Raw genomic sequence first — 21913 nt, 5'->3', positions numbered from 1 at the left:
ACTCATATATATTATTCTGCCCTATTGACATTTTCGTCGGCGGACCTATAACATTCCTTGGTCGCGAATATGCTCTTTAACCACTTCCGTGAATGCCTGGACTTGCTTTAACTGGAAGGCAGATTCATAGCCGCAAAGCCATGTATCACGTTCGATTGAGTGGTTATGCCCATCCAGTAGAGGGATTTTAAATACATTCGTATCTTTATCATGTAAAGTGATGGCTGGCAGGATCGCATATCCAATACCATTAAACACCATTTGTTTGCATGTTTCGATTTGATCAACGACTATGGTGTTTTTTGGTGTCGTTTGAAATTGCCGATGCCACCAATCTTGAATTTCCTGATAATAATTCGAATCGCTCTTAAACTGAATGAATGGACGGTCCGTTTCGAACACTTGATTCAGTTCCTTCATTTCAGTATCCACCAAATACAGCATATCCGTGAATAAATGCTGTTTTACGCCTTTCCAATCCGGTGCTCCCCTTATGATGCCAATATGCACTTGCCCTTCATACAAAGACTTTAAAATCTCACTGCTCCAGCCAGTGATCAAGGAAATTTTTGCATACGGATATTTTCGGACGAACTTTTTCAATACTTGCGGCAGCCAATTTTGACCGACAATCGAGGCACAGGCTATTTTCAAAGTGCCATATACTTCATGGTCCATGGCTTGAATACTTTCCCTGACCTTCTCTTCTTTTTCTATAACCTCATTGGCCAAACGAATTACCGCTTCACCTGCAGGCGTCAGTGACAGCCCTTTTTGTGAACGCAGAAACAGTTTCGAGCCCCAATCCTTTTCTATTGATTGTAAACGCTGGGATAAAGCCGGCTGGGAAACGAACAACCGCTCAGCTGCTTTTCTCATATTCATTTCCTGAGCAAGCACTGATAATAAATGAAATTCTGAAAATGACATACACACCAACCTCTTGATAATTAAATCTTATCATGATGATTTAATTTATTTAAATTTTATTATCAACAAAGTCCGCTTATAATACAAGAGAAAAGGAACGGAGTGAATATCCTTTGACGATCAATTTATTGCTTGCCATCAGTTTTGCAGCATCCTTTGTCGGGACATTGGCCGGGAGCGGCGGTAATTGGATCAGTCAAATTCCCCAATGTTTTCTTCTTTTTCTAGCTTTTATATTTTACTCAAGAAAAAGCAGCTAAAATTGAAGGATGCCCTCCAGTTAATCCCATTTACCCTTTTTGGTGGCTTATGCTGCGGTCTGCTTGCTAATTCATTCCCCGGGAAGGCAATGAATTTGTTAGCCATCTGCCTTTTGACTGTCGCTTTGATCATGGATTTCATCAAAAAACCGCAACCTTCCGATGAAACGGATTGGCATCTCCCAAAAAAAGTTTATCCATCCCTATTCGTAATCAGGTCTATGACGGAATGTTCGGACCGGTACAGGCGACCATGCTCATGTATACTTTTTAAGAAATGGCGCCACCTACCTTCAATCCCTGGCCATTACTAGATTCCAAACCATCATTAGCTGTAGAGCTGCATTCATTACCTATTTCATGGGCGGTAACATTGCATGGGGGATTGCCATTTATTGCACGATCGGTTCCCCGATCGGATTACGGCTGGCCTTGCGTGTGGCTCAAAAAATCTCCACTGGACAGTTGAGATTCATTTTACATTCGGTTACGAACGCATTATCGATTCAATTGGTCATCAGAGTTGCATTTCCTTAAAACAAAGGCAAACTACATTAACGAGTCTGCCTTTTTCCTATGCCTTCTTATTCTTCCTTATTCTTTCTTAGTCTCGTTAGAAACAGGAAGCTGATTACAGAGAAGACTAGAACAATGAGATAAATCGTCTGTAAAGACAATGTAAGTCCTTCCTGTAAAACATTTACCACATTTTCAGGAAGCGACGTGCGTTCTTCACTGTTCAACAATTTATTTGCCGTATCTATCGTCACTCCCGATCCGGCCGGCGCATTCTCGTTCAGATAAGCGTGAAGTCTCATATTCATGATTCCTCCAAGTAATGCAGCACCTACAGTATTTCCTAAATTACGCATAAACATATTGGAAGCTGTCGCAATACCCCTTCGTTCCCAGCTGACGGTTTTTTGAATGACGACAATGAATGAAGTAGAAGTCAAGCCCATGCCTACACCGACAAAAAAGGATCCCATGGCGGCAATAATGGGCCCAGCTTCCGGCTTCATCCATACTAGGATCAGACTCCCAAGGATCAATGAGCACCCTCCAAGAAGGGAGGTTGATTTAAATCCTATTTTCAACAATAACTTGCCTGACACCATAGATGCGATCGGCCAGCCAATTGACATGGCTGTCAATGTAAAACCAGCTACCGTAGGCGAGCGCTCCATCACGCCCTGAACGAATGTGGGGAGGAAACTTGATAATCCAATCATCATCACCCCTGTCGTCAAGGATACTAGGTTCGCAATCAGAATGGAACGCTCCTGCCAGATTTCAAAAGGCATCATCGGTTCGGCTGCTTTCTTTTCCTGAAGAATGAATAGGATAAAGGTGATGATGGCCACTAATGCCAAGGATATGACCGGAGCTGAAGTCCATGACCATTTCACTCCTCCTTCTACGAGCAGCACCATAAGAGTGGATATGGACAATGTCAATAGCGTTGCACCTAGGTAATCGATATCACGTTTTTTCTTTTCGATATTTTCATGAAGGAATAACCAAATTCCAATAAAAGATAGTACGCCCAAAGGAATATTGACCCAAAAGACAAGTTTCCAAGTCAGGGATTCAACAAGCAAGCCGCCCAATGCTGGTCCCATTACCGCAGAAATGCCCCAAACGCTCGAAAGATACCCTTGAACGCGTGCCCTCTCTTCATTTTTATAGATATCACCAATAATTGTCGAGGCTACAGGCGCTACAGCTCCCGCCCCAAAACCTTGTACAAAGCGATAAATGATGAGTTCCGTCATTGAATTGGAAAAGCCGCAAAGAATGGAGCCGATTAAAAAGACAACGATTCCAAATAATAAGACGGGTTTTCTCCCGAGTATGTCCGATAGCTTTCCGTAGATTAAAACTGTTACGGCGTTCATTAACAAATAGCCTGAAAACACCCAGCTGTATAGTGAAAAACCACCTAAATCACTTACAATGGCCGGCATTGCCGTCGAAACGATCGTTCCTTCAATAGCATTCATAAACATCGCTAACATGATGGCAGCCAATATGAAGGGACGTTTCAATTTTTTATTCTGCACGTTTGCACTATCCATTGCATGGCCCAATTTTTGCATCCTCTCCTAATAGATCCCACCTGTTAATAGACTTCACCACTAACTGGATCAAATATGTAAAAAAACAAGAAAACTCGCCAACTGGCGAGTCTTGGGGTTAACCGTCATTTTATGCCTTGCTTATTTATCAGGTGTATTTTGTTTAAATACTTTTTTCAAGATTGCCCTTCTTGTTAAGATGCCTTCAAATACATGTTCGTCATTCTCCACACAGACAAACGGATGATCAATCAACAATTCCACACCCTTGGTCAATGTATCTTCAATATGCAGGCGAGGTATTTCTATATTCATTATTTCGGAAACTTTTTTATGCTCAAGATTATCAAATTCAATTCGTTCCAGTCCCAAGATTGAATCGAGAATGACTGGTGTGCTAATTAAACCATGCAGTTTATACATCGGATCTAACACAGGAATGGCCGTATAACCGCTCTTTGTTAATACCAATAGTGCATGTTCTAAGTTATTGGTTACCTGCACGTGGGCCACGCGTTCAGAAGAAATCATTAAATCTTTAACGCTGGATTCCAATAAATCCCCATCATGAGTACCGATCATGTTAAAACCCCTTACCATATGTTTTTATAAACAGCTCTTTCTATAGTTTAACATATGTAAGCAGAAAAGGCTCATTCCTAGACCAATAAAATCCCAATTGGCGGGATTCGTGAGAGACCCTTAGCCCTTACTAGTTTTGATGTTAACCTGTTTAAAACCGCATTCCGGGCATTGATAAATCACATTTTGGTTGGATTGTGCCGTTAATACATTTTCCATTTCCCTTTCCTCACCGCATTCCGGGCATATTACCATCGGATTTTTCATTTACATCCCTCCAACTAATAAGATGTCGTAAAAATCACTACTTCATTCAGTAAAAATTGACCGGTTTTTCACAATAAAAAAGCCGCTTCCAATGGAAGGCGGCTTTTTGTGTTTTTTTAAGATTGAAGAAGATCAAAGATTTCAATGGTAATCATATCAATATTATCAAATTGATATTTTGATGATTTCCCTTTATCACTGTATACTTCAAGCTCGAACATTTCTGTTTTGCTGAAATATGTAACCTGGCACTTTTTCACACCATCTATTTCAAAAAAACGTTGAGCAGATTCAGATTCCTTCGCTTGCTCTTGAAGACTTTTCAATCTGGTAAGGATGCCCTGTAATTGAGACATACTCCCTCTCCTTTCTGAATAAAACCTTTTCGATAGGTTTCACTATACCATACTTTTCTATCCAGTAGCCACGCGGAAATAAATTCAGAATAATTTAAAACTTCATTCTTTACATGGCACTATTAACAGAATAAAATAAGGAATGGATTTTGTACATGAAAAATTTTCTGGGGGTAGATTCTGTTGCAAAACATTAGTGAGCTTGGTTTTCGAATTTCATTGATTGATGGTTTTGATTTGGATAGAAGAAATCGTACAGGAACATATGTAATTGCCGATGAGGACATCACCTTAGTCGAAACTTCCGCCAGCCCTTCCATCCCCCACTTAATGAAGGGGCTCGAACATTTGGGAATCGCCCTCGAAGATATTACATATATCATTCTTACCCATATTCATTTGGACCATGCAGGTGGAGCTGGACTTTTTTTACAGCATTGTCCGAATGCCAAAGTGATCGTCCACCCAAAAGGCGCAAGGCATCTAGAAGATCCAACGCGTTTGATCGCTGGGGCTAAAGCAGTCTATGGTGAAGAATTCAACAAGCTTTTCGATCCGATATTACCTATACCTTTTGAAAGAATGCTGATTAAACAAGATAGGGAATCCCTAAAAACAAGTGATACTTCCACGTTGACCTTTTATGATACGCCAGGACACGCGAACCATCATTTAAGCATATACGATTCGGTTTCAAAAGGGATGTTTTCAGGTGACACCGTAGGCATCTATTATCGTGAACTCGATGAAGAAGGTTTGGAATTTTACTTACCGTCCACATCGCCAAACCAATTTAATCCCGACGCGATGCTTGCTGCAGCAGGATTGTATGAAAGCATTGGCGTCGAACGTATATATTTTGGCCATTACGGCGTATCGGAAAACCCTAAGGAAGTATATAAACAACTCCATTACTGGCTGCCTAAATTTGTGGAGACTGCCAAATCGGCATATAGGGAATATGCTAGCTTCGAGGATCAAGTGGCAGCAACCAGTAAAAATATTTTCACGGAAGTCGCTGTTCATTTAGGCGAAAAAGGAATCACTGCTGATCATCCAGTTTTTGAAATCATTGCCATGGACTTGAACGTTTGTTCCATGGGATTGATAGACTATCTTGTAAAACAGGAGAAAGATCGGTAAAACGATCCTTGAGGTTTATCCCTATTCAAATGTCTTGGCATTCTCTATAATGAAAAAGTACCTTACTAAAGCATATATGGAGGAATGAAATGAAAGACGTTACACTCTATACCCAACCTGATTGCCCTCCCTGCAAAATCATGAAAATGTTCTTTGATGATAATAATATAGTATACAAAGAAAAAGATATTAAAGCAGATGGGCATGCACGTAAAGAACTAACCAATAAATATGGGGCTTATTCCACACCAACGGTCGTCATCGATGGGAAAGCCATTATTGGTTTTGAATTGGACGAAATAAAAAAGGAATTGAATATATAATAAAAAGTCTAGAGAAGGCTGTGGCCTTCTCTAGACTTTTTCATTTCAGCTTCCTTTAAAATCCATTCTATTTTCTGTTTTCATACTTTACATCCTTTACCTTCCAAGCGCCATTTTCCTTTTTCAAAGTAACTGCTTCTACATGTTTTTCCATCGTTACAGGTCCTTCCCCATTGTCCTGGAATTCTTCCTGAACATAAATGACATCACCTTTTTTCCCATATACAATTTCCGTATTCTTATCGTAACTGAAGAAAGGGATATAATACGGAGCGAAATCTGAACCAAATGCGGTATAACCGCCATCGACTTTCACTACATTCGCTTGGACGAACTTCTCGATGAAATCACCAGTGAAATGTTTTTCCAACTTCCCTTCAATCGCTTCCTTAGAACGTACTTCCTCACTGATCGAAACCTGATTCTCCATGGCATCATGTATTAAAGATAGTACTTCCTCTCTATGTAAGCCCTCCGCTGAAGCAGTGACCCCCCCACTTAAAAATAAAAGGACGCTGGCAAGACATGCAACTAAATATTTACTCATTACAATCATCTCCTCGTTATAGAATTTCTCCTAATGATTCGGATTTTTTGCTTATGTCTTTCAATACCCGTCCAGGTCAAAGCCAAACTACAAAATCACATTCTCCGTTAGACCTTGAAACCATCGCCCATTTTTCACAATAAAAAAGAAGATTTCATGATATTGAAATCTTCTTCTTACAACTATCGAAAAGCATAGTAAAAAATAAAACCGGCAACCAAAATCGTCCCAATAAAAAGAGAAACGAATATCGGGTTCTTTAAATAAGGATGTTCCTTAACTGAATCATCGATAGTCGAATCATAACCGGCTTTCACTTTCTGTGCCCTTGCTACAGAATAAGTATAAAAGAGCAGATATAACGCCATGACTGTAACGATAATGATTAGAATCCAGATGTACGTGCTCAAAATATGTCTCCTCCAAGCGCATCATTTCTGCTTATCGTTACACATTTAAAGCGATTATATTCATGAATCGTTTTTTATAATAGTGCTTCATTTTCATATAAATAACTATAAGAAAGATCACAGAAAATATATTCCTTATTATTCAGTGGATAGGAAAAGGTCCGAATGGTTTCCCCCGTTTCAATATCACTGTATAAATCGGATAACCTTCCTTTTTTCTCGTTACGCATCTTTACAATATTTTCGAGGAAATAAGGTCTCCAGCTCCAATTTTTATTCATATAACTCGGTTGGACCATCCATTGTCCGTCCTTATGGAGGATATTGGGGGATTTTTGATACCCCGCTTCATCACATATATATAGACGAAAACATATTGAATCCAATTTTTTCACCAAAACTCCGAGAAACTCTTCATGGGAGCCGGCCCGCTTGTGCTGTTTTAAGAAGTTATGCATATTCTCGTTGAATTGCAAAGTCTTTTGATAAACGGCTTCAAGCTTCTTGGTCTCTAAAGAAATGAAGGACTGGCATTCTTGATGGAATTTTTCACGAAGTAAATCTTTATTAATGAATTCGCCTTCCGGTTTCGCCAAGAAATACCCTTGATAATATCGTCCCCCATTCTTCCATGCAAAGCGAAGCTGGTATTCGGACTCAATGTTCTCAAATAGTAAGTTGGCGCCGATTTTACGTGCTAGCATGCTTAAAGAAAACAGGATGACCTGATAGGCATCCCCACCTGAGATGCGAAGCTGGTCCAGGTTAACTTTTAAAATATTCGGAGAAATCTGTGCGATTCGGTCCAGTTGCGTATCTTGTCCTAAATGATCTAAAGCTATCTTAATCCCATATGTTTTAAAGTAAGCAAGCACATGCTGCAGAGGATCTATGTTTTCCGGACTGATCGTGTCTGATAATTCCAAAACGATCCGGTGCATTTCCTCCGGTTGAAAATGACGGTGTAAAATCTCCATGAATTCTTCGCCATGATCCAGCATAAGCAAATTAGGATCTCTGTTGATAAAGATAAGAAAATCTTCACCATAGTCCTTTATTCTCTCCAAGGCAATTTCAAGTACGTAATTATCCACTTCCACCCTATACTCTTCAGGCACTGCAGAATCGTGAAAAAATGGGCCAAGGCTTTTATATTCAGATTGTTCCTCATAGCGCCCTAGAATTTCATACCCGATTACCTGATGTTGATCTGCACTGAAAATCGGTTGAAAGAATGGTGTCACCCTGTCTAAATTCTTTAATATCTTTTCTGTATCCATGATGCATCTTCCCCCTAATTACGAAAACACCAATATGCCAAAATTATACCATTAGTTTCTTGCATTGATAATAAATAATTTTAATTCCTACTGCATAACTCTTTTTTCAATACACTAAAATTCCCCATTCATCCTATCGTTTTGAAAAGAAATACATAGAAAAGGCATTGTCCGGAACAATGCCTTCAGTCTGATCAAAAAGGGAAGAACCATGGTATCGTGATCACCATGATAACGCCAATGAAAATCTGTATGGATATCCCGATCATGATAAAATCTTTATGCTTGTAATCACCTGCCGTCATGACAAGCGCGTTGGTAGTGGCAACCCTTGGAGTGGATAACGCCAAACTGCCAGCAACGGCAAGGCATAGAAATACAGGAAGTGGATCGATTCCCTGATTAACCGCAGATGTCAGGGCGATGGGCGTCATGATAACCGTCGCGGCTCCATACGGGATGAATTGGCTCAGGATCAGTGTCAGGAGGTAAAAGACCGCTAATATGCCGTGTGCTCCGATATTACTGAATAAAACGGCAAGCCAATCACTTATCATTCTCACTCCACCCGTATTATCCAATGCAGCCGTAATTCCGAACATGGCAGCTATCAATAGCACAGGTTCCCAGTTAATCTTTTGGTAAGCATCCTCCATCGAACGGACACAGCCAGTAACCACCATCAACAATGCAGCCGTCAATACCGACAGTACAGCAGGGACGGATTCCATCGATAAAAGAATGACCATCAAAGCAGTGATTCCCAAGGCAATCCACGCTTTGCCCTTGGAATTCACCGGTGAGCCATCTTCTGATGTACTCCCAATAACGATGACATCCTGCAAATCCGAGGAAATCCTTTCAATGTTCTCCCATTCTCCATGTATCAGGATTGCATCCCCCGGTTTCAGGCGTTCCGTTCCGACATCCGCTTGAATATATTCGCCATTCCGATTGATTGCCAGTACATTACATTGGTATTTCTCACGAAAATGGACATCTATCAAAGTTTGATTTTCATAATCCGAGTTCGGGACGATCAATATTTCCGTCAATCCAAATCTACTGCTAAGAAAATGTTTCTTTATTTGTTCGGTATTGAAATGTTTAAATTCCAGTTCATAGTTAAGTGCCAATCTCTCAACTGCCTCTTCTTCTCCAAACACCAAAATGATATCTTCAGGGTGAAGAACCTCATCCGCCCTGGCTGAAATCGTCTGCTGCCTTTGCAACAGCGGCAGTTGCTTATCCTTTGGCTTCCGCTGGATTTCAATTAAAGTCAATTCATACTGAATAGGAAGCTGGAGGTCCGACAGCCTTTCCCCAACAATATCGGAAGTAGCGGGTATATGCAGATAATGCAATCGGTCATATACTTTGTACATGCCGGCAAGCTCCCCTGCCGACAGTCCCTTTACACTATTGTTCGCTGCAATGGTTTTCTCGGGAAGCAACAGGCGTCCGAGTGTCAACATGAAGAATAACCCTGCTGCAAAGGCGACTAAGCCCACAGGTGTAAAGTCAAAAAATGATAAATTCCCTATTCCATTTTGCCGTAATACATCAGCGACGATCATATTGGAGGGAGTACCCGTAAGTGTTAATAGCCCTCCAATACTGCTTGCATAGGCAAGGGGCAATAAATACCTTGTCGGACTTGTTTTTTGTTGTAAGGCCATGCTCATGACGAGCGGCAGCAGTATGGAAACAATTCCAGTTCCGCTTAAAAAAGCACTTAATATTCCTGCTGTCAGCATGACGATAAGCAGCGATTTCCATTCACTGCCCCCACATAAACCCAACAACTTGTTTCCTGCCTTTTCCACGATTCCTGTATTTAACAGGCCGGCACCGACTATGAATAGCCCAGCCAGCATGATGACCACTTGATTCGCAAAACCGGCCACTAGTTCATCCAATGAAAGAATCCCCAGTAACCCAAGAATGGATAGCGCACTAAGTGCAATTAAATCTGCTCGAAATTTTCCTTGTATAAAAAGCGCAATCGCGCATAGAAGTATAATCAGTGTAATAAACATTGGTTCGGTCATCATGTTACCTCCGTATAGATGTTCAATTTCAAACCGGATACGGTTTCATCAAACCCCAGTTTACATGTTTTTCATAAGCTTATAGAAGATATTTTCTTCAATTTATGTATATTGTTTGTTAGTATGAGGAAGTAACATTTTTATATTAGATAGGTTGATTAATTTGAATAAACCCATTTCCAGAAGAACATTCTTAAAGAAAAGTCTTGGTACTTTGGCTACCTTAACCGGTTTAGGTATTGGTGGAAACTTTTATGCCCATAATTTGGAGCCGAAATGGTTGGAAACCAAGCATAAAATCATCAGCAATCCGCTTATCCCAAAAGGTTTTCATGGCATGAAAATGGTCCAATTCAGCGATACGCATTTAGGCTTTCAATTTCAGCTTAAGGATTTACAAGCAATTGTCAATAAGATAAACGAACTGGACCCTGATGTTATTTTATTTACTGGAGATTTAATGGACCAGCCTAATAAATACAAGGCTCACCAAAAAATCCCTCTCGTTTTGAATCAGCTCAAAGCGCCGCTTGGAAAATTCAGCATCTACGGTAACCATGATCATGGGGGATATGGCTCAGAAATTTACAGCGATATCATGGAAAAATCCCATTTTACCATGTTGCAAAATACCTCAGCTAAGATAACCTTATTAACGGCTGAAGAAATAATCATTGCCGGTGTTGATGATGCCATGCTAGGAAAGCCGGATTTTGAAAAAGCCCTTTTCGGCATCCCGAAAGAAGTGTTCACCATCATGCTTTCACATGCCCCTGACCTTGCCGACATATCAAGGACTTACGACATCCAGTATCAAATAAGCGGTCACAGTCATGGAGGTCAAGTGCAAATCCCCTTCGCCGGTGCCCTGGTAACTCCCCCATACGCTGAAAAGTACCGGGAAGGCACATATGAAATCGATTCATTAACGTTACATGTTAATCGAGGCCTTGGCACTACCCGTCTCCCCTATCGTTTTCTTTCACGTCCGGAGTTAACTGTTTACGAATTCCAAGCCGAAAAATGATAGAAAAAGAACACAGGGGAAAACCGCCACACTTATTAACAAAACCTGTGCGGATAAAACAACTTGTTGCCCTGAATCATTTGTAATCGACTCCTATAAATTATAGCATTAGATGTATATCTGAGAAAACCAGGTTTTTTTTACCAGTACCCATGGTAATTACCATAAAGGTTATACCATACTTAAATAGCCACATAGGAAAGTGCCGATACAACCTAAAACAGACACCGTTATATAGATAAGGCAATCTATATAACGGTGTTTTCTTATAAGTTCAAGTGTTTCCATACTGAATGTTGAAAAGGTCGTAAAAGCGCCAAGGAAACCTATAGTCAGAAAAACCTGCAAAGATAAAGCCCAGCTTTCTTTCTCTGGCAACACCATTCCCAGCCCAAAGGATCCTATAAGATTAATCAGTAAAATGCTAACGGGTATCGAGACGGCTGGCAATAGCCTATTAAAAATAATCTGCAAGACATATCTAGAAGCTGCCCCAAAAAAGCCTCCTATAAAAACTGAAAGGACCTCAATCAAAGAGTCTCACCTCTCCTTTTTTCAAACAGGCCCAGTCCAAGGAAACCAGCGGCCAAACCAAATAAAAGCGTGGCTCCAAGATACATTCCTGCCAATGGCAGAGAAGTCTGCAGGAGATTCACCACTTCCTGAGAAAATGTGGACATTGTGGTAAAACCGCCGCAAAACCCGCTGCCCAGGGCAAAAAAAACAAACGATTTCTTTTTTGAGGCGAAATACCCATTTATCATTCCAAGTAAAAAGCTGCCTACTATATTTATTAAGAGGGTTCCAAGTGGGAAGAAGGAATGGCTGGCAGACAAGATTACGCAATAACGCAATATCGCTCCAGCCGCTCCTCCAAAACCGACTGCAAAAATGTTTTTAAACCTTTCCATCCAGGACACCCCAAATTTTTATCATAAGTAGCTTCATTATAACAGATTAAGATGAAACAGGCTCTTTTCTTTAAAAAATCCATACTATGTAAAGAATTTGAGAAAAGGAGGCTAATTATGCAAACACAGTATTTAACTTACTACCACTATCCACAGACCATAATGCTGCAGAACGATTACAGAAATGCATATGGGAATGAATATGGACCTGGATATTGGAATGACGAGCGCTTCTTTCCTTTCTTTCCGCTATTGGCTCCTGTAGCTTTTGTTGCAGGATTGGCAATTGGACCGTTGCTATTCAATAACCGTCCACCTGTCTATCCTCCATATCCTCCTCCATACCCGCCCGCCTACCCTCCTTACCCTGCTTATCCAGCGTACCCTCCCTATCAAGGCTTTCAGGGTTACCAGCAACAACAATTCGGCGCACAGGCTGGGGTATCTGAAAATATCAATATCTACACTCAATAAGAGTTGGACAGAAGGCGACATAAACGCCTTCTTTTTCTTGGACCAAAAGGGAGTCGGATTGAATTTTACTTCCCTATATATTTTGAAGTGGTATAATATGAAAATGAATAGATGGTAAAGTGTTGGGAAATGATGGTCATACCCTAGAGATGTACATGCTTAATTTTTTCACTATTTTCTGCCTAGTTGCACATACGTCCCTATTTCAACCAATATATAAAACAGGTTTTTCCTGAAGGAAGTCTGTATGTAACGTCCTTCTAACCTTATTAAGAAAAGGAGTTTCCACTAATGAACCAAACGAAAGGACATTCTGAAAGGGATGAGTTTTCGATAAACTCCCTTGCCCAAGCCGTGTTTATTGTCAATAAACATGCAAAGACTGCATTGGAGCCAAAGAATTTATATAATTTAAAACGGCTCGCATTAAGCAAGCTTATGCAAGAAGGAAAAGCGAAGAAGATTGGACTTCATTTCTCTGATAACCCTCGCTTTGCAGCACAACAATCCGATGTCATTGTCGAATGCGGATCATATGTTTTTCATTTACCTCCCACTAAGGAAGATTTGAAAAAACTACCCCACCTCGGCAGCCGGGCAGCCTCCATACGGAACCCTAAAGCCGCGTTGTCATTATCAAAAGCCAAACAGATCCTGCAATCTTACGTTGGACAAGCAGGTGAAAAACAACCGAACACAACCAATACCGAGAAAAGGGCTCACGGGCGCAAGTCGGTCAAGCAACCTTTTCACAATCCATTCCCATCCTCCTTTTTAGGAAAAGGTTCCAAGTATTGATCATTGATAAATCAAAAGGGCCGTGAGGTAACGCCTCATCGGCCCTTTTTCACATTCATAATACCAATCTGTCTATCAACTGTATAATCTCTGCAATTTCAGGCTTGCTGATTTGCGCGTCAGCCCCTACGACCTGACCTTTATGACGCAGGCGATCAGTAATCAAAGAAGAGAAAATAATCACCGGCAGCCCAGCGAGTTCCCTGTTTTCCTTTATTCTTCTTGTCAAATGATGTCCATCCATCTGAGGCATCTCAATATCGGTAATCACCAGTTGCACTTCATCTTCAACCACTTTTCCTGATTCAATCAAATTCTCAAGATAATTAAATGCATCAAGTCCATTCTCATAAAACTCCAAGTACTTGAATCCTGCTTCTGACAATGTATCGAACAGCAGCTTTCTCAGTAATGGTGAATCTTCAGCAATCAGGATCCTCTTGTCAGAATTTTGCCGGATACCAAGCTTTTTTACCTGTTGGATGTTTATTCCTGATTCTGGATTGATTTCGACCACTATTTTTTCAAAATCGAGTAACAGTAACATTTCACTTTTTAATTTTATTACTCCGATAATCTGACTTTCAAGGCCCTGATACATATCCGAAGGCTTTTCGATTTGGGACCAGGAAATACGGTGGATCTGTGTTACGGTATGGACATGGAAAACCACTTTTTGCTGATTGAATTCAGCCACTATGAATTTATCCTGCTCAGGAGTTTCAGATGGAGGAAACCCTAAAGCATCCGCGACATTCACAACTGGCAGTACTTCTCCGCGAAGCTCGATGATCCCCTCCACATTTGGATGGGAATGAGGGACAAGCGTGATGGGGACAGGATTGATGATTTCCTTCACCTTAATTACGTTAATGCCGAATTTATTCTTTCCGAGACCGAATTCCACTATCTCAAGCTCATTCGTTCCACTTTCCAGTAATATACCTTTATTTGCTTCCACTGTTTCATCCCGCCCTTCTGCTTTTTCATTTCAAAATTCCATAAATCATTAAACCGCTAGGAAAAATATCATGGTTTCATCAATGAACTCATACCTAATAATTCGGTTAAATATTTCTTTTGTTTAGAGCATGGATAAAAAAATCCAGAAGTGATCATTTATTAAGGCTGTTTTCACAGACTTTGTTGCTATTTACCAGGTAGTGAGTTGTGGTTGATTTCCCCTCCAGAGGCTCGCTTTCCGCGGGGCCGGTGAGCCTCCTCGGCGTAAACGCCTGTGGGGTCTCACCAGTCCCGCTGCTCCCGCAGGAGTCTCGCACTTCCGCTCCAATCAACCTTAAATAGTTTCGTTTTAAAAACAACAATCTTTACGAAAAGAGCCTTTATTAAAGCCCAAACAAAAAAGGGACCCATCTGAGTCCCCCTTATTCCAAGCTCATTTTCACCACTGTCATTCCGCCACCATATCGTTCGTAAGCCTATCCCTTCGATATAAACCCCCGACGCGCAAACTAAATAATGCATACTCACCAATTTCTGAAATGTTTCTTATCTCTTTCGCGACCTTTTCTTTGGATTTAGCCAACCTTTTTTTACAAAGAATAAAAACATCATCAAGGCAATACCGCCCATCGTTCCAAGAATGAGGAAATAGCCATAATGCCAATTTAATTCCGGCATATATTCAAAGTTCATCCCATATACGCCCACTATGAAGGTCAGCGGCATGAAAATGGTAGTGATGACAGTCAATGTCATCATCGTTGAATTCATATTATTAGAGTTCACAGACAAATAGCTATCACGGATATCGGACGAAAAATCTCGATACGATTCAAGCATTTCAGTCAATTTAAGAAGATGATCGTACACATCATTAAAATATAGATGCTGATCTTTCAAGTAATTCAGACGCTCCGATGAAATCATTCTGTACAATAAATCACGCATCGGCAATATGGTCCGACGGAGCCTGGACATATCTGTACGTAAATCGAAAAGCTGATCCATCAATTCGTTAATCGTGTCATTTTCAGTATTTTCCTCAATGCTAGCCAATTCGCTTTCAATTTTATAAACCGGCGGGAAGAATTCATCGACGATCCTGTCAATTATCCTATGCATCAAGAAAAAGGGACTTTGCTTCAACATTTTATTACCGGCAATTTCTTCCCATACCTTTTCCAGTTCAAGCATATCTTCCTTATGAAAACTGACTATCCATTTTTCACCAACAAACATATCCAATTCCACTGCTTTAAATACCTTCTCCCTTAAAGCATGAATCACAAGAAATTGGTAGCCTTCATAAAAGTCCATTTTGGGACGTTGATTAAAATCATCCAGGCAATCTTCAATTGCCAGCGGATGAAAGTGAAAATGATTGGTTAAAAGTTCGATTTCCTTGTTTGTGGGATTGGAAAAATCCACCCAGTACCACTCGATATCCGGATTATTCATTTCCGTTAGCGGTAAATCAAAACTGATTTCTTGATTAGAAGTAATTGCGCAAGTCCTTATCAAATGTATCAACCCTCAAAATTTTCTTATCATACATTATACCTTTATTTCATTAATCTCAAAAAGTTTTCTCCCCCTCCAAACTAAATGATAAAATAGGATGAATGAGTCAAACATAGTACATAAATTCATGTAGGTAGATAAGGGAGGATATTCATAGATGGAACATTTAATAAACCCTCTAGTAAAAGACGTACAAATATCAGGAATCCGCAAATTCTACAATATGGTCGCTGATATCGAAGGCACCATTTCCTTAACGATAGGACAGCCTGACTTTCCAACTCCAACGCATATTAAAGAAGCGGCAAAACAAGCCATCAATAATGACTATACCGTTTATACTCACAATGCCGGCTATCTGGAATTAAGGGAAGCCGCTTCAAATTATGTAAAAGATAAATACAATCTTGACTATGATCCCGCGAATGAAGTGATCGTGACCTCTGGTGCCAGCGAAGGCATAGACATTGCCTTTCGGACGATCCTCGTCCCAGGGAACGAAGTAATATTACCGGGTCCGGTATATCCGGGATACGAACCCATCATTAAGATGTGCGGCGCAACACCTGTTTATGCCGATACAACAAAAAATGGATTTCGTTTGACGGCAGATATACTTGAAAAGTACATAACTGAAAACACTCGGTGCATCGTTCTGCCCTATCCATCGAATCCGACCGGGGTTACATTAACTGCCGAAGAATTATTGGACATTGCCGAACTTGTTAGGGGCAAGGACATCTTCATATTGGCTGATGAGATATACAGTGAGCTGGTATTCGATCAGGAGCATGTTTCGATTGCCACTTTCTTAAAAGAACAAACCATCGTCTTGAACGGATTGTCCAAGTCCCATTCCATGACCGGGTGGAGGATTGGCCTTCTGTTTGCGCCTGCAGCCATCTCTCAGCATCTCCTGAAGGTTCACCAATACAATGTGACATGTGCCGCATCCATATCGCAGAGAGCTGCCTTGGAAGCATTGACGGCAGGCAGAAATGATGCAATCCCCATGAAGACTGAGTATGCACGGAGACGGGAATACGTGTACAGTCGCTTACAAGCGATGAAACTGGAAATAGTCAAACCAAATGGTGCCTTTTACTTCTTTATAAAGCTGCCTGAAGGCTATGACTCTTCCCTTGACTTTTGCCTTAAGCTTGTTCAACAGGAAAAAGTGGCAGTGGTCCCTGGAGATGCCTTCTCTCCCCTTGGCGAAGGGTACTTCAGGATATCTTATGCCTATTCCATGGAGACCCTGGAAAAGGCCTTGGACCGTATTGAAGCTTTTTTAGCTAAAAAGTAATCGCAAAAAATAGTGGCCTTCAATTGAAGGCCACTTTCCAATTTTCAAGGATGTCAGGCTACCTAAGGCTTTTCACCTTGCCGCCAACTAATACAATCTTCGTAAAAAACGAATTTCCCGATATCCTTCTTCCTTATTTGTCGTGGTAAGGCTCACTTCAACGATGGACCCAAGTAAATCAGCCATCACTTCTTCAAATTCCTTTGCGGAGCGCGGCTTTGAAAAGCCTAAGCTCTTCAATTCGCGCATCAGTATCTGAAAACCGGCATTCGTTTCGATATGACTGAATTTCACCGGCAAGATTAGCGGACTTTCATTCATTAATTTCAGATCCCAACGAATGGGCTTTGTTTGATGAATGGTTTTTTCTCGTTTAAAACCTTCAATCCTTACAATATATCGACCATCTTCTAATTCCTGGAATTTCATATTGATATCATCGAATTCGCCCATAGCTTTCACTCCTTTTTGTAAAGGCTGTCGCTATCAGCTTATTCATGATAAAGAAATGCTAGCACTTAATTATAATGTTTATATAATGCCTGTGTACCGCTATTTTCTTCGCCAGCTTCTGCCAGCCCCTCATACAGGGATTTGCTCAGGCTTAATCCAGGAGCGTCCATTCCCATTCTTTCCGCTTCATCGAGTGCAATCTTCATATCCTTGATAAAATGCTTGATATAAAAACCAGGTTCAAAATCCCCTTCAACCATCCGCGGTACGAGATTGGACAATGACCAGCTCCCTGCAGACCCCGATGATATGCTTCTTAATACCCGGTCCGGATCCAACCCCGCCTTTTTGGCATAGGAAATCGCTTCAGTCACTCCGATCATATTGGATGCAATGGCGATTTGATTGCACATTTTCGTATGCTGTCCTGAACCAGCGGGGCCTTGATGGACAACATTGCTGCCAAGGATTTCAAAAATGGGCCGGACCGCTTCAAATGCCTCACTAGACCCGCCGACCATGATCGTGAGCTTTGCATCACGAGCACCGATATCTCCTCCGGAAACCGGTGCATCCAAGGATTCCATGCCCCTTTTCTTCGCTTCCTCTGCTATCTTCACTGCCAAAGTTGGAGTCGAGGTCGTCATATCGATTAAATAGGTTCCTTGTTTCCCGTTCTCGATAAGCCCATTTTCCCCAAGATAGATTTCCTCCACATCACTAGGGTATCCCACCATGGAAATGATCACATTAGCTTTTTGCGCAATTTCCTTTGGAGCAGCTGCCCACTTTGCTCCCTGTGAGAGCAGTTCACTTGACTTATCTTTCGTCCTTGTATAAACAAATACCTCAAACCCCGCCTTAAGCAGATGTGCGGCCATGCTTTTTCCCATAACTCCTAAACCAATGAAGCCGATCACTTTGTTCGATTGCATCAATGCAGATTCCTCCCAATCATTTTGTTTAAAACAGAACTTAAATGGACTTTATCATACCTCCGTCAACTAAATAGGACTGCCCCGTTATATATGTATTAGCACCTGAAACAAGGAAAGTAACGAACTTTGCAAATTCCTCGGGTTCCCCATAACGCCCAAGAGGGATTTTATTAATGGACAGTTCAGTCATCTCCTCAGGAGTGACGCCTTGTTTCTCTGCATTCATCTTATCAAGGTGCTGAACACGATCCGTTGCGATTCTTCCTGGACCGACTGTATTGATCAAAATCCTGTCTGGTGCTAATTCTGAAGCTAACGTCTTCGACAAACCAACGATTGCCGTCCGGAATGTATTCGATAATATCAGTCCTGGAATCGGTTCCTTAATGGATGAAGAAGCAATATTAACGATTTTCCCGCCTTGTTTTTTTAAATGTGGCAAGCTCTCACGAATCGTCCTTATGAAGCTTAGTAAATTAAGTTCAAAAGATTGTTGCCATTCTTCATCATTGAAATCTGAAAAAGAACCTCCTGGAGGACCTCCGGCATTATTAATAAGAATATCGATACCGCCGAATTCTTCAGCGGTTTGCGCAACCAGGCTATTAATATCTTCAGCTTTTGTTATATCCGTTACCTTATAAGAAACTTTACCCGTCCCAAGCTGTGATAATTCCCTTTGTACGGCGGCTAGCTTTTCCCCATCACGGCTGGCTAGCATGACATTTGCTCCTTCTTTAACCAATTCGGCTGCCATAGCCATCCCCAAACCTTGACTTGAAGCTAAAATCAAGGCGTTTTTCTTTTCCAAATGTAATTCCATATTATATCTAACCTCCATCTTCTTAAAAATATAATTCCATTATATCGTTATAACCGTAAAGTGAAAAATCTCAATAATCATTCTTGTGATTTTTTATTTGCAAAAAAAATAGCCGGCTGGATAACCAACCGGCTTCAAAGGGGGAAATGAGAATGTCAGCTGCCCTAAAAGAGCTAAACAACTGTGCTTGCTTTTTATTTACCCCTATTTTGGTGCAATAAACATTTTTTCTTTAAAGTAAACAAGAATTACAGGACAGCACCCCATCCGAAGGTTCTAATGGATGGGGTGCTGTTTTCCTGATTTTAATTATTTCTTCAAAGCGTTAACAACCGCTTCTTTCACATTATCATTCGTGTCCAGCCCCAGAACTTCCTGAGATAATTTTTTCATCTCTTCAAGCGAAAGTTGGCTAATTAAAGAACGTGCTTTTAAAATCGAAGTGGCACTCATTGAGAATTCATCAAGGCCCAATCCGATTAAAATCGGGATGGCCACTTCATCTCCAGCCATTTCCCCGCACATTCCGGCCCATTTCCCTTCTTTATGAGCTGCATCTATGACCATTTTAACCAAGCGTAAAATCGCTGGATTGTATGGTTGATACAAATAAGATACTCTCTCATTCATTCGGTCAGCGGCCATCGTATACTGAATCAAGTCATTAGTGCCTATGCTGAAGAAATCGACTTCCTTAGCAAATATATCCGCCATCACTGCAGTTGAAGGAATTTCAACCATGATTCCGACTTCAATCTTTTCGGCAACTTGAATACCATTATCAAGCAATTCCTGCCTGACTTCAGCCAAGACGGCTTTAGCTTCGCGGAATTCAGCCAGTGTTGCAATCATCGGGAACATGATCTTCAAATCCCCGTAAATGCTTGCACGAAGCAGGGCACGCAGCTGGGTCCGGAAAATCTCCTGCTCATTTAAGCAAAGGCGAATCGCACGGTAGCCAAGGAAAGGGTTCATTTCCTTAGGAAGCTCTAAATAAGGCAACTCCTTGTCTCCGCCTATATCAAGCGTTCTGACGACTACAGGCTTCCCTGACATCCCTTCCAGCACAGCTTTGTATGCCTCAAACTGTTCTTCTTCACTTGGAAAGTCATTTCTGCCCATATAAAGAAATTCCGTACGATATAACCCGATGCCTTCACCGCCATTTTGATGTACGCCCTCCAGATCTTTCGGCGTGCCAATATTGGCTGCCAATTCCACATGGTGGCCATCATTCGTAACGGTTTTTTCATGAACAAGTTTCGCCCACTCAGCTTTTTGCCTGGCATAGGCTTCCTGCTCCTCTTCGTAGCGCTTCACGAGTTCAGGAGTGGGATTGATGTGGACTTCACCCTTTAACCCGTCAATTATGACCAAGTCACCATTTTCAATGGAAGAGGTCACTGACTTCGCTCCAACGACTGCTGGAATTTCCAATGAACGGGCCATTATGGCTGAATGGGATGTACGTCCACCGATATCGGTCGTGAATCCTTTAACATATGCCGGATTCAACTGTGCTGTATCGGATGGAGTCAAATCCTCCGCAATGATGATCACTTCTTCAGCAATCATGCTAGGGTTAGGAATATGAACACCTAAAAGATGTGACAGCACCCGTTTCGTGACGTCACGGATATCCGCTGCTCGTTCCTTCATGTATTCATTATCCATTTGTTCAAACATCGTAATGAACATGCTTGCGGTTTCATTTAAGGAAAACTCTGCGTTGACGTTTTCTGATTGTATTTTATCCTGAATTGGAGTGATAAGTTCCGGATCAGCCAAAACAAGCAGGTGAGCGTCAAAGATTGCGGCTTTATCGGCCCCTAGATCCTTTTCGGCTTTATCCCTGATTATTTCCAATTCATTTATTGACTTTTGAATAGCTTCCTTAAAACGGGATATTTCAGCCCCAACATCATCTATGCTTCTTTTTACAATCGATAAATCTGGCTCAGTCAGTCGATAGGCTTTAGCGATGGCTATTCCGTTTGAAGCTGCTATTCCACTAATCAAAGTGGACATTATTCTGCTAATCCTTCTCTGTTCAACGTTTCAGCAAGTGTGTTCAATGCATCATTTTCATCGCTTCCTTCAGCAGAAATCGTAATTTCCGCACCTTTGCCGATACCTAGGGACATTACACCCATAATGGACTTAAGGTTCACTTTTTTCTCTTTATATGCAAGGTTTATTTCTGAATCAAATTTTCCAGCAGCTTGTACTAGCAATGTTGCCGGACGCGCGTGAATTCCTGTTTCTGCAGTTACTGTAAATGTTTTTTCTACCATATAGATCAATCTCCTTTAAGATAAATTAACAAAAATAGGTTATGTAAGGGGTGTTCTCTATCCAAATGAAAAAAGAAATGCCCTTTTCCTTATCAGGATAGCATTATCATTCCCAACAAACAAACCAAAACTATTGGTACCTACAAAATAGTACAAAAATATAGATGGAACTGCAACT

23 protein-coding genes and 1 pseudogene are annotated in these 21913 nt (G+C 41.1%); 6 read left to right on the top strand and 18 right to left on the bottom strand.

What is annotated here, in order from left to right; genetic code table 11:
* Positions 1–45 precede the first annotated feature (45 nt).
* The 5 genes from ccpC to AC2YHV_RS08945 all read right to left on the bottom strand — a co-directional run bounded on the left by ccpC (position 46) and on the right by AC2YHV_RS08945 (position 4473).
* Entirely contained in the window at positions 46–930 is an 885-nt protein-coding gene (gene ccpC, locus AC2YHV_RS08965) for a transcriptional regulator CcpC (protein WP_034314080.1), read from the bottom strand.
* 844 nt (positions 931–1774) lie between these two features.
* Positions 1775–3268 carry an MDR family MFS transporter gene (locus tag AC2YHV_RS08960; protein ID WP_487373097.1) on the bottom strand — a complete coding sequence of 498 codons (1494 nt, stop codon included), beginning with the start codon at positions 3266–3268 and terminating at the stop codon, positions 1775–1777.
* A 141-nt stretch (positions 3269–3409) separates the two neighbouring features.
* Positions 3410–3850 (bottom strand): cyclic-di-AMP-binding protein CbpB, encoded by a 441-nt coding sequence (cbpB, locus tag AC2YHV_RS08955; RefSeq protein WP_034314084.1) that lies wholly within the window; start codon positions 3848–3850, stop codon positions 3410–3412.
* 120 nt (positions 3851–3970) lie between these two features.
* Positions 3971–4117 carry a hypothetical protein gene (locus AC2YHV_RS08950; RefSeq protein ID WP_094246583.1) on the bottom strand — a complete coding sequence of 49 codons (147 nt, stop codon included), beginning with the start codon at positions 4115–4117 and terminating at the stop codon, positions 3971–3973.
* 116 nt (positions 4118–4233) lie between these two features.
* On the bottom strand, positions 4234–4473 hold the full coding sequence (locus tag AC2YHV_RS08945) for a YkuJ family protein (RefSeq protein ID WP_034314086.1): 240 nt from the start codon (positions 4471–4473) through the stop codon (positions 4234–4236).
* Between the two features lie 183 nt (positions 4474–4656).
* On the opposite strand from AC2YHV_RS08945, the gene AC2YHV_RS08940 reads away from it, so the two are divergent.
* Positions 4657–5616: an MBL fold metallo-hydrolase gene (locus AC2YHV_RS08940; protein ID WP_098865212.1), complete on the top strand. Its 960-nt coding sequence runs from the start codon at positions 4657–4659 to the stop codon at positions 5614–5616.
* 89 nt (positions 5617–5705) lie between these two features.
* Entirely contained in the window at positions 5706–5939 is a 234-nt protein-coding gene (locus AC2YHV_RS08935) for a glutaredoxin family protein (RefSeq protein WP_034314090.1), read from the top strand.
* A 67-nt stretch (positions 5940–6006) separates the two neighbouring features.
* Here AC2YHV_RS08935 and AC2YHV_RS08930 read toward each other — a convergent pair whose 3' ends face one another.
* From AC2YHV_RS08930 to AC2YHV_RS08915, 4 genes are all read right to left on the bottom strand, one after another.
* The gene (locus AC2YHV_RS08930; RefSeq protein WP_187050706.1) at positions 6007–6486 is read right to left on the bottom strand and encodes a DUF3993 domain-containing protein; all 480 of its coding nucleotides are present in this window, start codon (positions 6484–6486) and stop codon (positions 6007–6009) included.
* A 182-nt stretch (positions 6487–6668) separates the two neighbouring features.
* The gene (locus AC2YHV_RS08925; RefSeq protein ID WP_057279016.1) at positions 6669–6896 is read right to left on the bottom strand and encodes a hypothetical protein; all 228 of its coding nucleotides are present in this window, start codon (positions 6894–6896) and stop codon (positions 6669–6671) included.
* A 74-nt stretch (positions 6897–6970) separates the two neighbouring features.
* On the bottom strand, positions 6971–8176 hold the full coding sequence (locus tag AC2YHV_RS08920) for an EAL domain-containing protein (protein ID WP_487373062.1): 1206 nt from the start codon (positions 8174–8176) through the stop codon (positions 6971–6973).
* A 194-nt stretch (positions 8177–8370) separates the two neighbouring features.
* Positions 8371–10227 carry an SLC13 family permease gene (locus tag AC2YHV_RS08915; RefSeq protein ID WP_063576951.1) on the bottom strand — a complete coding sequence of 619 codons (1857 nt, stop codon included), beginning with the start codon at positions 10225–10227 and terminating at the stop codon, positions 8371–8373.
* Between the two features lie 163 nt (positions 10228–10390).
* On the opposite strand from AC2YHV_RS08915, the gene AC2YHV_RS08910 reads away from it, so the two are divergent.
* Positions 10391–11254, top strand: a complete 864-nt coding sequence (locus tag AC2YHV_RS08910) for a metallophosphoesterase (RefSeq protein WP_057279013.1) — start codon at positions 10391–10393, stop codon at positions 11252–11254.
* Between the two features lie 171 nt (positions 11255–11425).
* On the opposite strand, the gene crcB is transcribed toward AC2YHV_RS08910, so the two are convergent.
* Both crcB and AC2YHV_RS08900 read right to left on the bottom strand, forming a co-directional pair.
* Complete coding sequence (crcB, locus tag AC2YHV_RS08905) at positions 11426–11788, bottom strand: fluoride efflux transporter CrcB (RefSeq protein WP_222620154.1); 363 nt, start codon at positions 11786–11788, stop codon at positions 11426–11428.
* A complete protein-coding gene (locus AC2YHV_RS08900) occupies positions 11785–12165 on the bottom strand; it encodes a fluoride efflux transporter FluC (RefSeq protein WP_487373061.1) in 381 nt (126 codons plus the stop codon). Before AC2YHV_RS08900 ends, crcB begins: the two co-directional genes overlap by 4 nt.
* A 162-nt stretch (positions 12166–12327) precedes the next feature.
* Between AC2YHV_RS08900 and AC2YHV_RS08895 the strand changes: the two genes are divergently transcribed.
* Positions 12328–12639, top strand: a complete 312-nt coding sequence (locus tag AC2YHV_RS08895; RefSeq protein ID WP_413000601.1) for a hypothetical protein — start codon at positions 12328–12330, stop codon at positions 12637–12639.
* 291 nt (positions 12640–12930) lie between these two features.
* Positions 12931–13437 (top strand): YkyB family protein, encoded by a 507-nt coding sequence (locus AC2YHV_RS08890; RefSeq protein ID WP_052137475.1) that lies wholly within the window; start codon positions 12931–12933, stop codon positions 13435–13437.
* 55 nt (positions 13438–13492) lie between these two features.
* Here the strand turns inward: AC2YHV_RS08890 and AC2YHV_RS08885 are convergent, their stop codons facing one another.
* A complete protein-coding gene (locus tag AC2YHV_RS08885; RefSeq protein ID WP_487373060.1) occupies positions 13493–14398 on the bottom strand; it encodes a chemotaxis protein in 906 nt (301 codons plus the stop codon).
* A 548-nt stretch (positions 14399–14946) separates the two neighbouring features.
* Positions 14947–15930 (bottom strand): magnesium/cobalt transporter CorA, encoded by a 984-nt coding sequence (gene corA, locus AC2YHV_RS08880; RefSeq protein ID WP_170946957.1) that lies wholly within the window; start codon positions 15928–15930, stop codon positions 14947–14949.
* Positions 15931–16078: 148 nt separating this feature from the next.
* On the opposite strand from corA, the gene AC2YHV_RS08875 reads away from it, so the two are divergent.
* Positions 16079–17227, top strand: a complete 1149-nt coding sequence (locus tag AC2YHV_RS08875; RefSeq protein ID WP_487373059.1) for an aminotransferase A — start codon at positions 16079–16081, stop codon at positions 17225–17227.
* A gap of 87 nt (positions 17228–17314) precedes the next feature.
* Here AC2YHV_RS08875 and AC2YHV_RS08870 read toward each other — a convergent pair whose 3' ends face one another.
* The 5 genes and pseudogenes from AC2YHV_RS08870 to AC2YHV_RS08850 all read right to left on the bottom strand — a co-directional run bounded on the left by AC2YHV_RS08870 (position 17315) and on the right by AC2YHV_RS08850 (position 21735).
* Entirely contained in the window at positions 17315–17680 is a 366-nt protein-coding gene (locus AC2YHV_RS08870; RefSeq protein ID WP_034314117.1) for a hypothetical protein, read from the bottom strand.
* A gap of 65 nt (positions 17681–17745) precedes the next feature.
* Positions 17746–18633, bottom strand: a pseudogene (locus tag AC2YHV_RS08865) (NAD(P)-dependent oxidoreductase); the annotation flags it as partial.
* 22 nt (positions 18634–18655) lie between these two features.
* The gene (locus AC2YHV_RS08860; protein ID WP_487373058.1) at positions 18656–19441 is read right to left on the bottom strand and encodes an SDR family oxidoreductase; all 786 of its coding nucleotides are present in this window, start codon (positions 19439–19441) and stop codon (positions 18656–18658) included.
* Between the two features lie 309 nt (positions 19442–19750).
* Positions 19751–21469 (bottom strand): phosphoenolpyruvate--protein phosphotransferase, encoded by a 1719-nt coding sequence (ptsP, locus tag AC2YHV_RS08855; protein ID WP_487373057.1) that lies wholly within the window; start codon positions 21467–21469, stop codon positions 19751–19753.
* Positions 21469–21735, bottom strand: coding sequence for a phosphocarrier protein HPr (locus tag AC2YHV_RS08850; protein ID WP_034314127.1), 267 nt, complete (start codon positions 21733–21735; stop codon positions 21469–21471). Before AC2YHV_RS08850 ends, ptsP begins: the two co-directional genes overlap by 1 nt.
* Positions 21736–21913 lie beyond the last annotated feature (178 nt).

The organism is Peribacillus sp. SRI_006 (genome assembly GCF_057586375.1).
The sequence above is the reverse complement of the archived record's forward strand: the minus strand, read 5'-3'. Positions and strand labels throughout refer to the sequence as shown.

What these genes read in the sequence shown, in the direction of transcription:
- ccpC (WP_034314080.1), bottom strand. Translation starts at nt 930, where the DNA reads ATGTCATTTTCAGAATTTCATTTATTATCAGTGCTTGCTCAGGAAATG.
- AC2YHV_RS08960 (WP_487373097.1), bottom strand. Translation starts at nt 3,268, where the DNA reads ATGGATAGTGCAAACGTGCAGAATAAAAAATTGAAACGTCCCTTCATA.
- cbpB (WP_034314084.1), bottom strand. Translation starts at nt 3,850, where the DNA reads ATGATCGGTACTCATGATGGGGATTTATTGGAATCCAGCGTTAAAGAT.
- AC2YHV_RS08950 (WP_094246583.1), bottom strand. Translation starts at nt 4,117, where the DNA reads ATGAAAAATCCGATGGTAATATGCCCGGAATGCGGTGAGGAAAGGGAA.
- AC2YHV_RS08945 (WP_034314086.1), bottom strand. Translation starts at nt 4,473, where the DNA reads ATGTCTCAATTACAGGGCATCCTTACCAGATTGAAAAGTCTTCAAGAG.
- AC2YHV_RS08935 (WP_034314090.1), top strand. Translation starts at nt 5,706, where the DNA reads ATGAAAGACGTTACACTCTATACCCAACCTGATTGCCCTCCCTGCAAA.
- AC2YHV_RS08930 (WP_187050706.1), bottom strand. Translation starts at nt 6,486, where the DNA reads ATGAGTAAATATTTAGTTGCATGTCTTGCCAGCGTCCTTTTATTTTTA.
- AC2YHV_RS08920 (WP_487373062.1), bottom strand. Translation starts at nt 8,176, where the DNA reads ATGGATACAGAAAAGATATTAAAGAATTTAGACAGGGTGACACCATTC.
- AC2YHV_RS08915 (WP_063576951.1), bottom strand. Translation starts at nt 10,227, where the DNA reads ATGACCGAACCAATGTTTATTACACTGATTATACTTCTATGCGCGATT.
- AC2YHV_RS08900 (WP_487373061.1), bottom strand. Translation starts at nt 12,165, where the DNA reads ATGGAAAGGTTTAAAAACATTTTTGCAGTCGGTTTTGGAGGAGCGGCT.
- AC2YHV_RS08895 (WP_413000601.1), top strand. Translation starts at nt 12,328, where the DNA reads ATGCTGCAGAACGATTACAGAAATGCATATGGGAATGAATATGGACCT.
- AC2YHV_RS08890 (WP_052137475.1), top strand. Translation starts at nt 12,931, where the DNA reads ATGAACCAAACGAAAGGACATTCTGAAAGGGATGAGTTTTCGATAAAC.
- AC2YHV_RS08875 (WP_487373059.1), top strand. Translation starts at nt 16,079, where the DNA reads ATGGAACATTTAATAAACCCTCTAGTAAAAGACGTACAAATATCAGGA.
- AC2YHV_RS08870 (WP_034314117.1), bottom strand. Translation starts at nt 17,680, where the DNA reads ATGGGCGAATTCGATGATATCAATATGAAATTCCAGGAATTAGAAGAT.
- AC2YHV_RS08860 (WP_487373058.1), bottom strand. Translation starts at nt 19,441, where the DNA reads ATGGAATTACATTTGGAAAAGAAAAACGCCTTGATTTTAGCTTCAAGT.
- ptsP (WP_487373057.1), bottom strand. Translation starts at nt 21,469, where the DNA reads ATGTCCACTTTGATTAGTGGAATAGCAGCTTCAAACGGAATAGCCATC.
- AC2YHV_RS08850 (WP_034314127.1), bottom strand. Translation starts at nt 21,735, where the DNA reads ATGGTAGAAAAAACATTTACAGTAACTGCAGAAACAGGAATTCACGCG.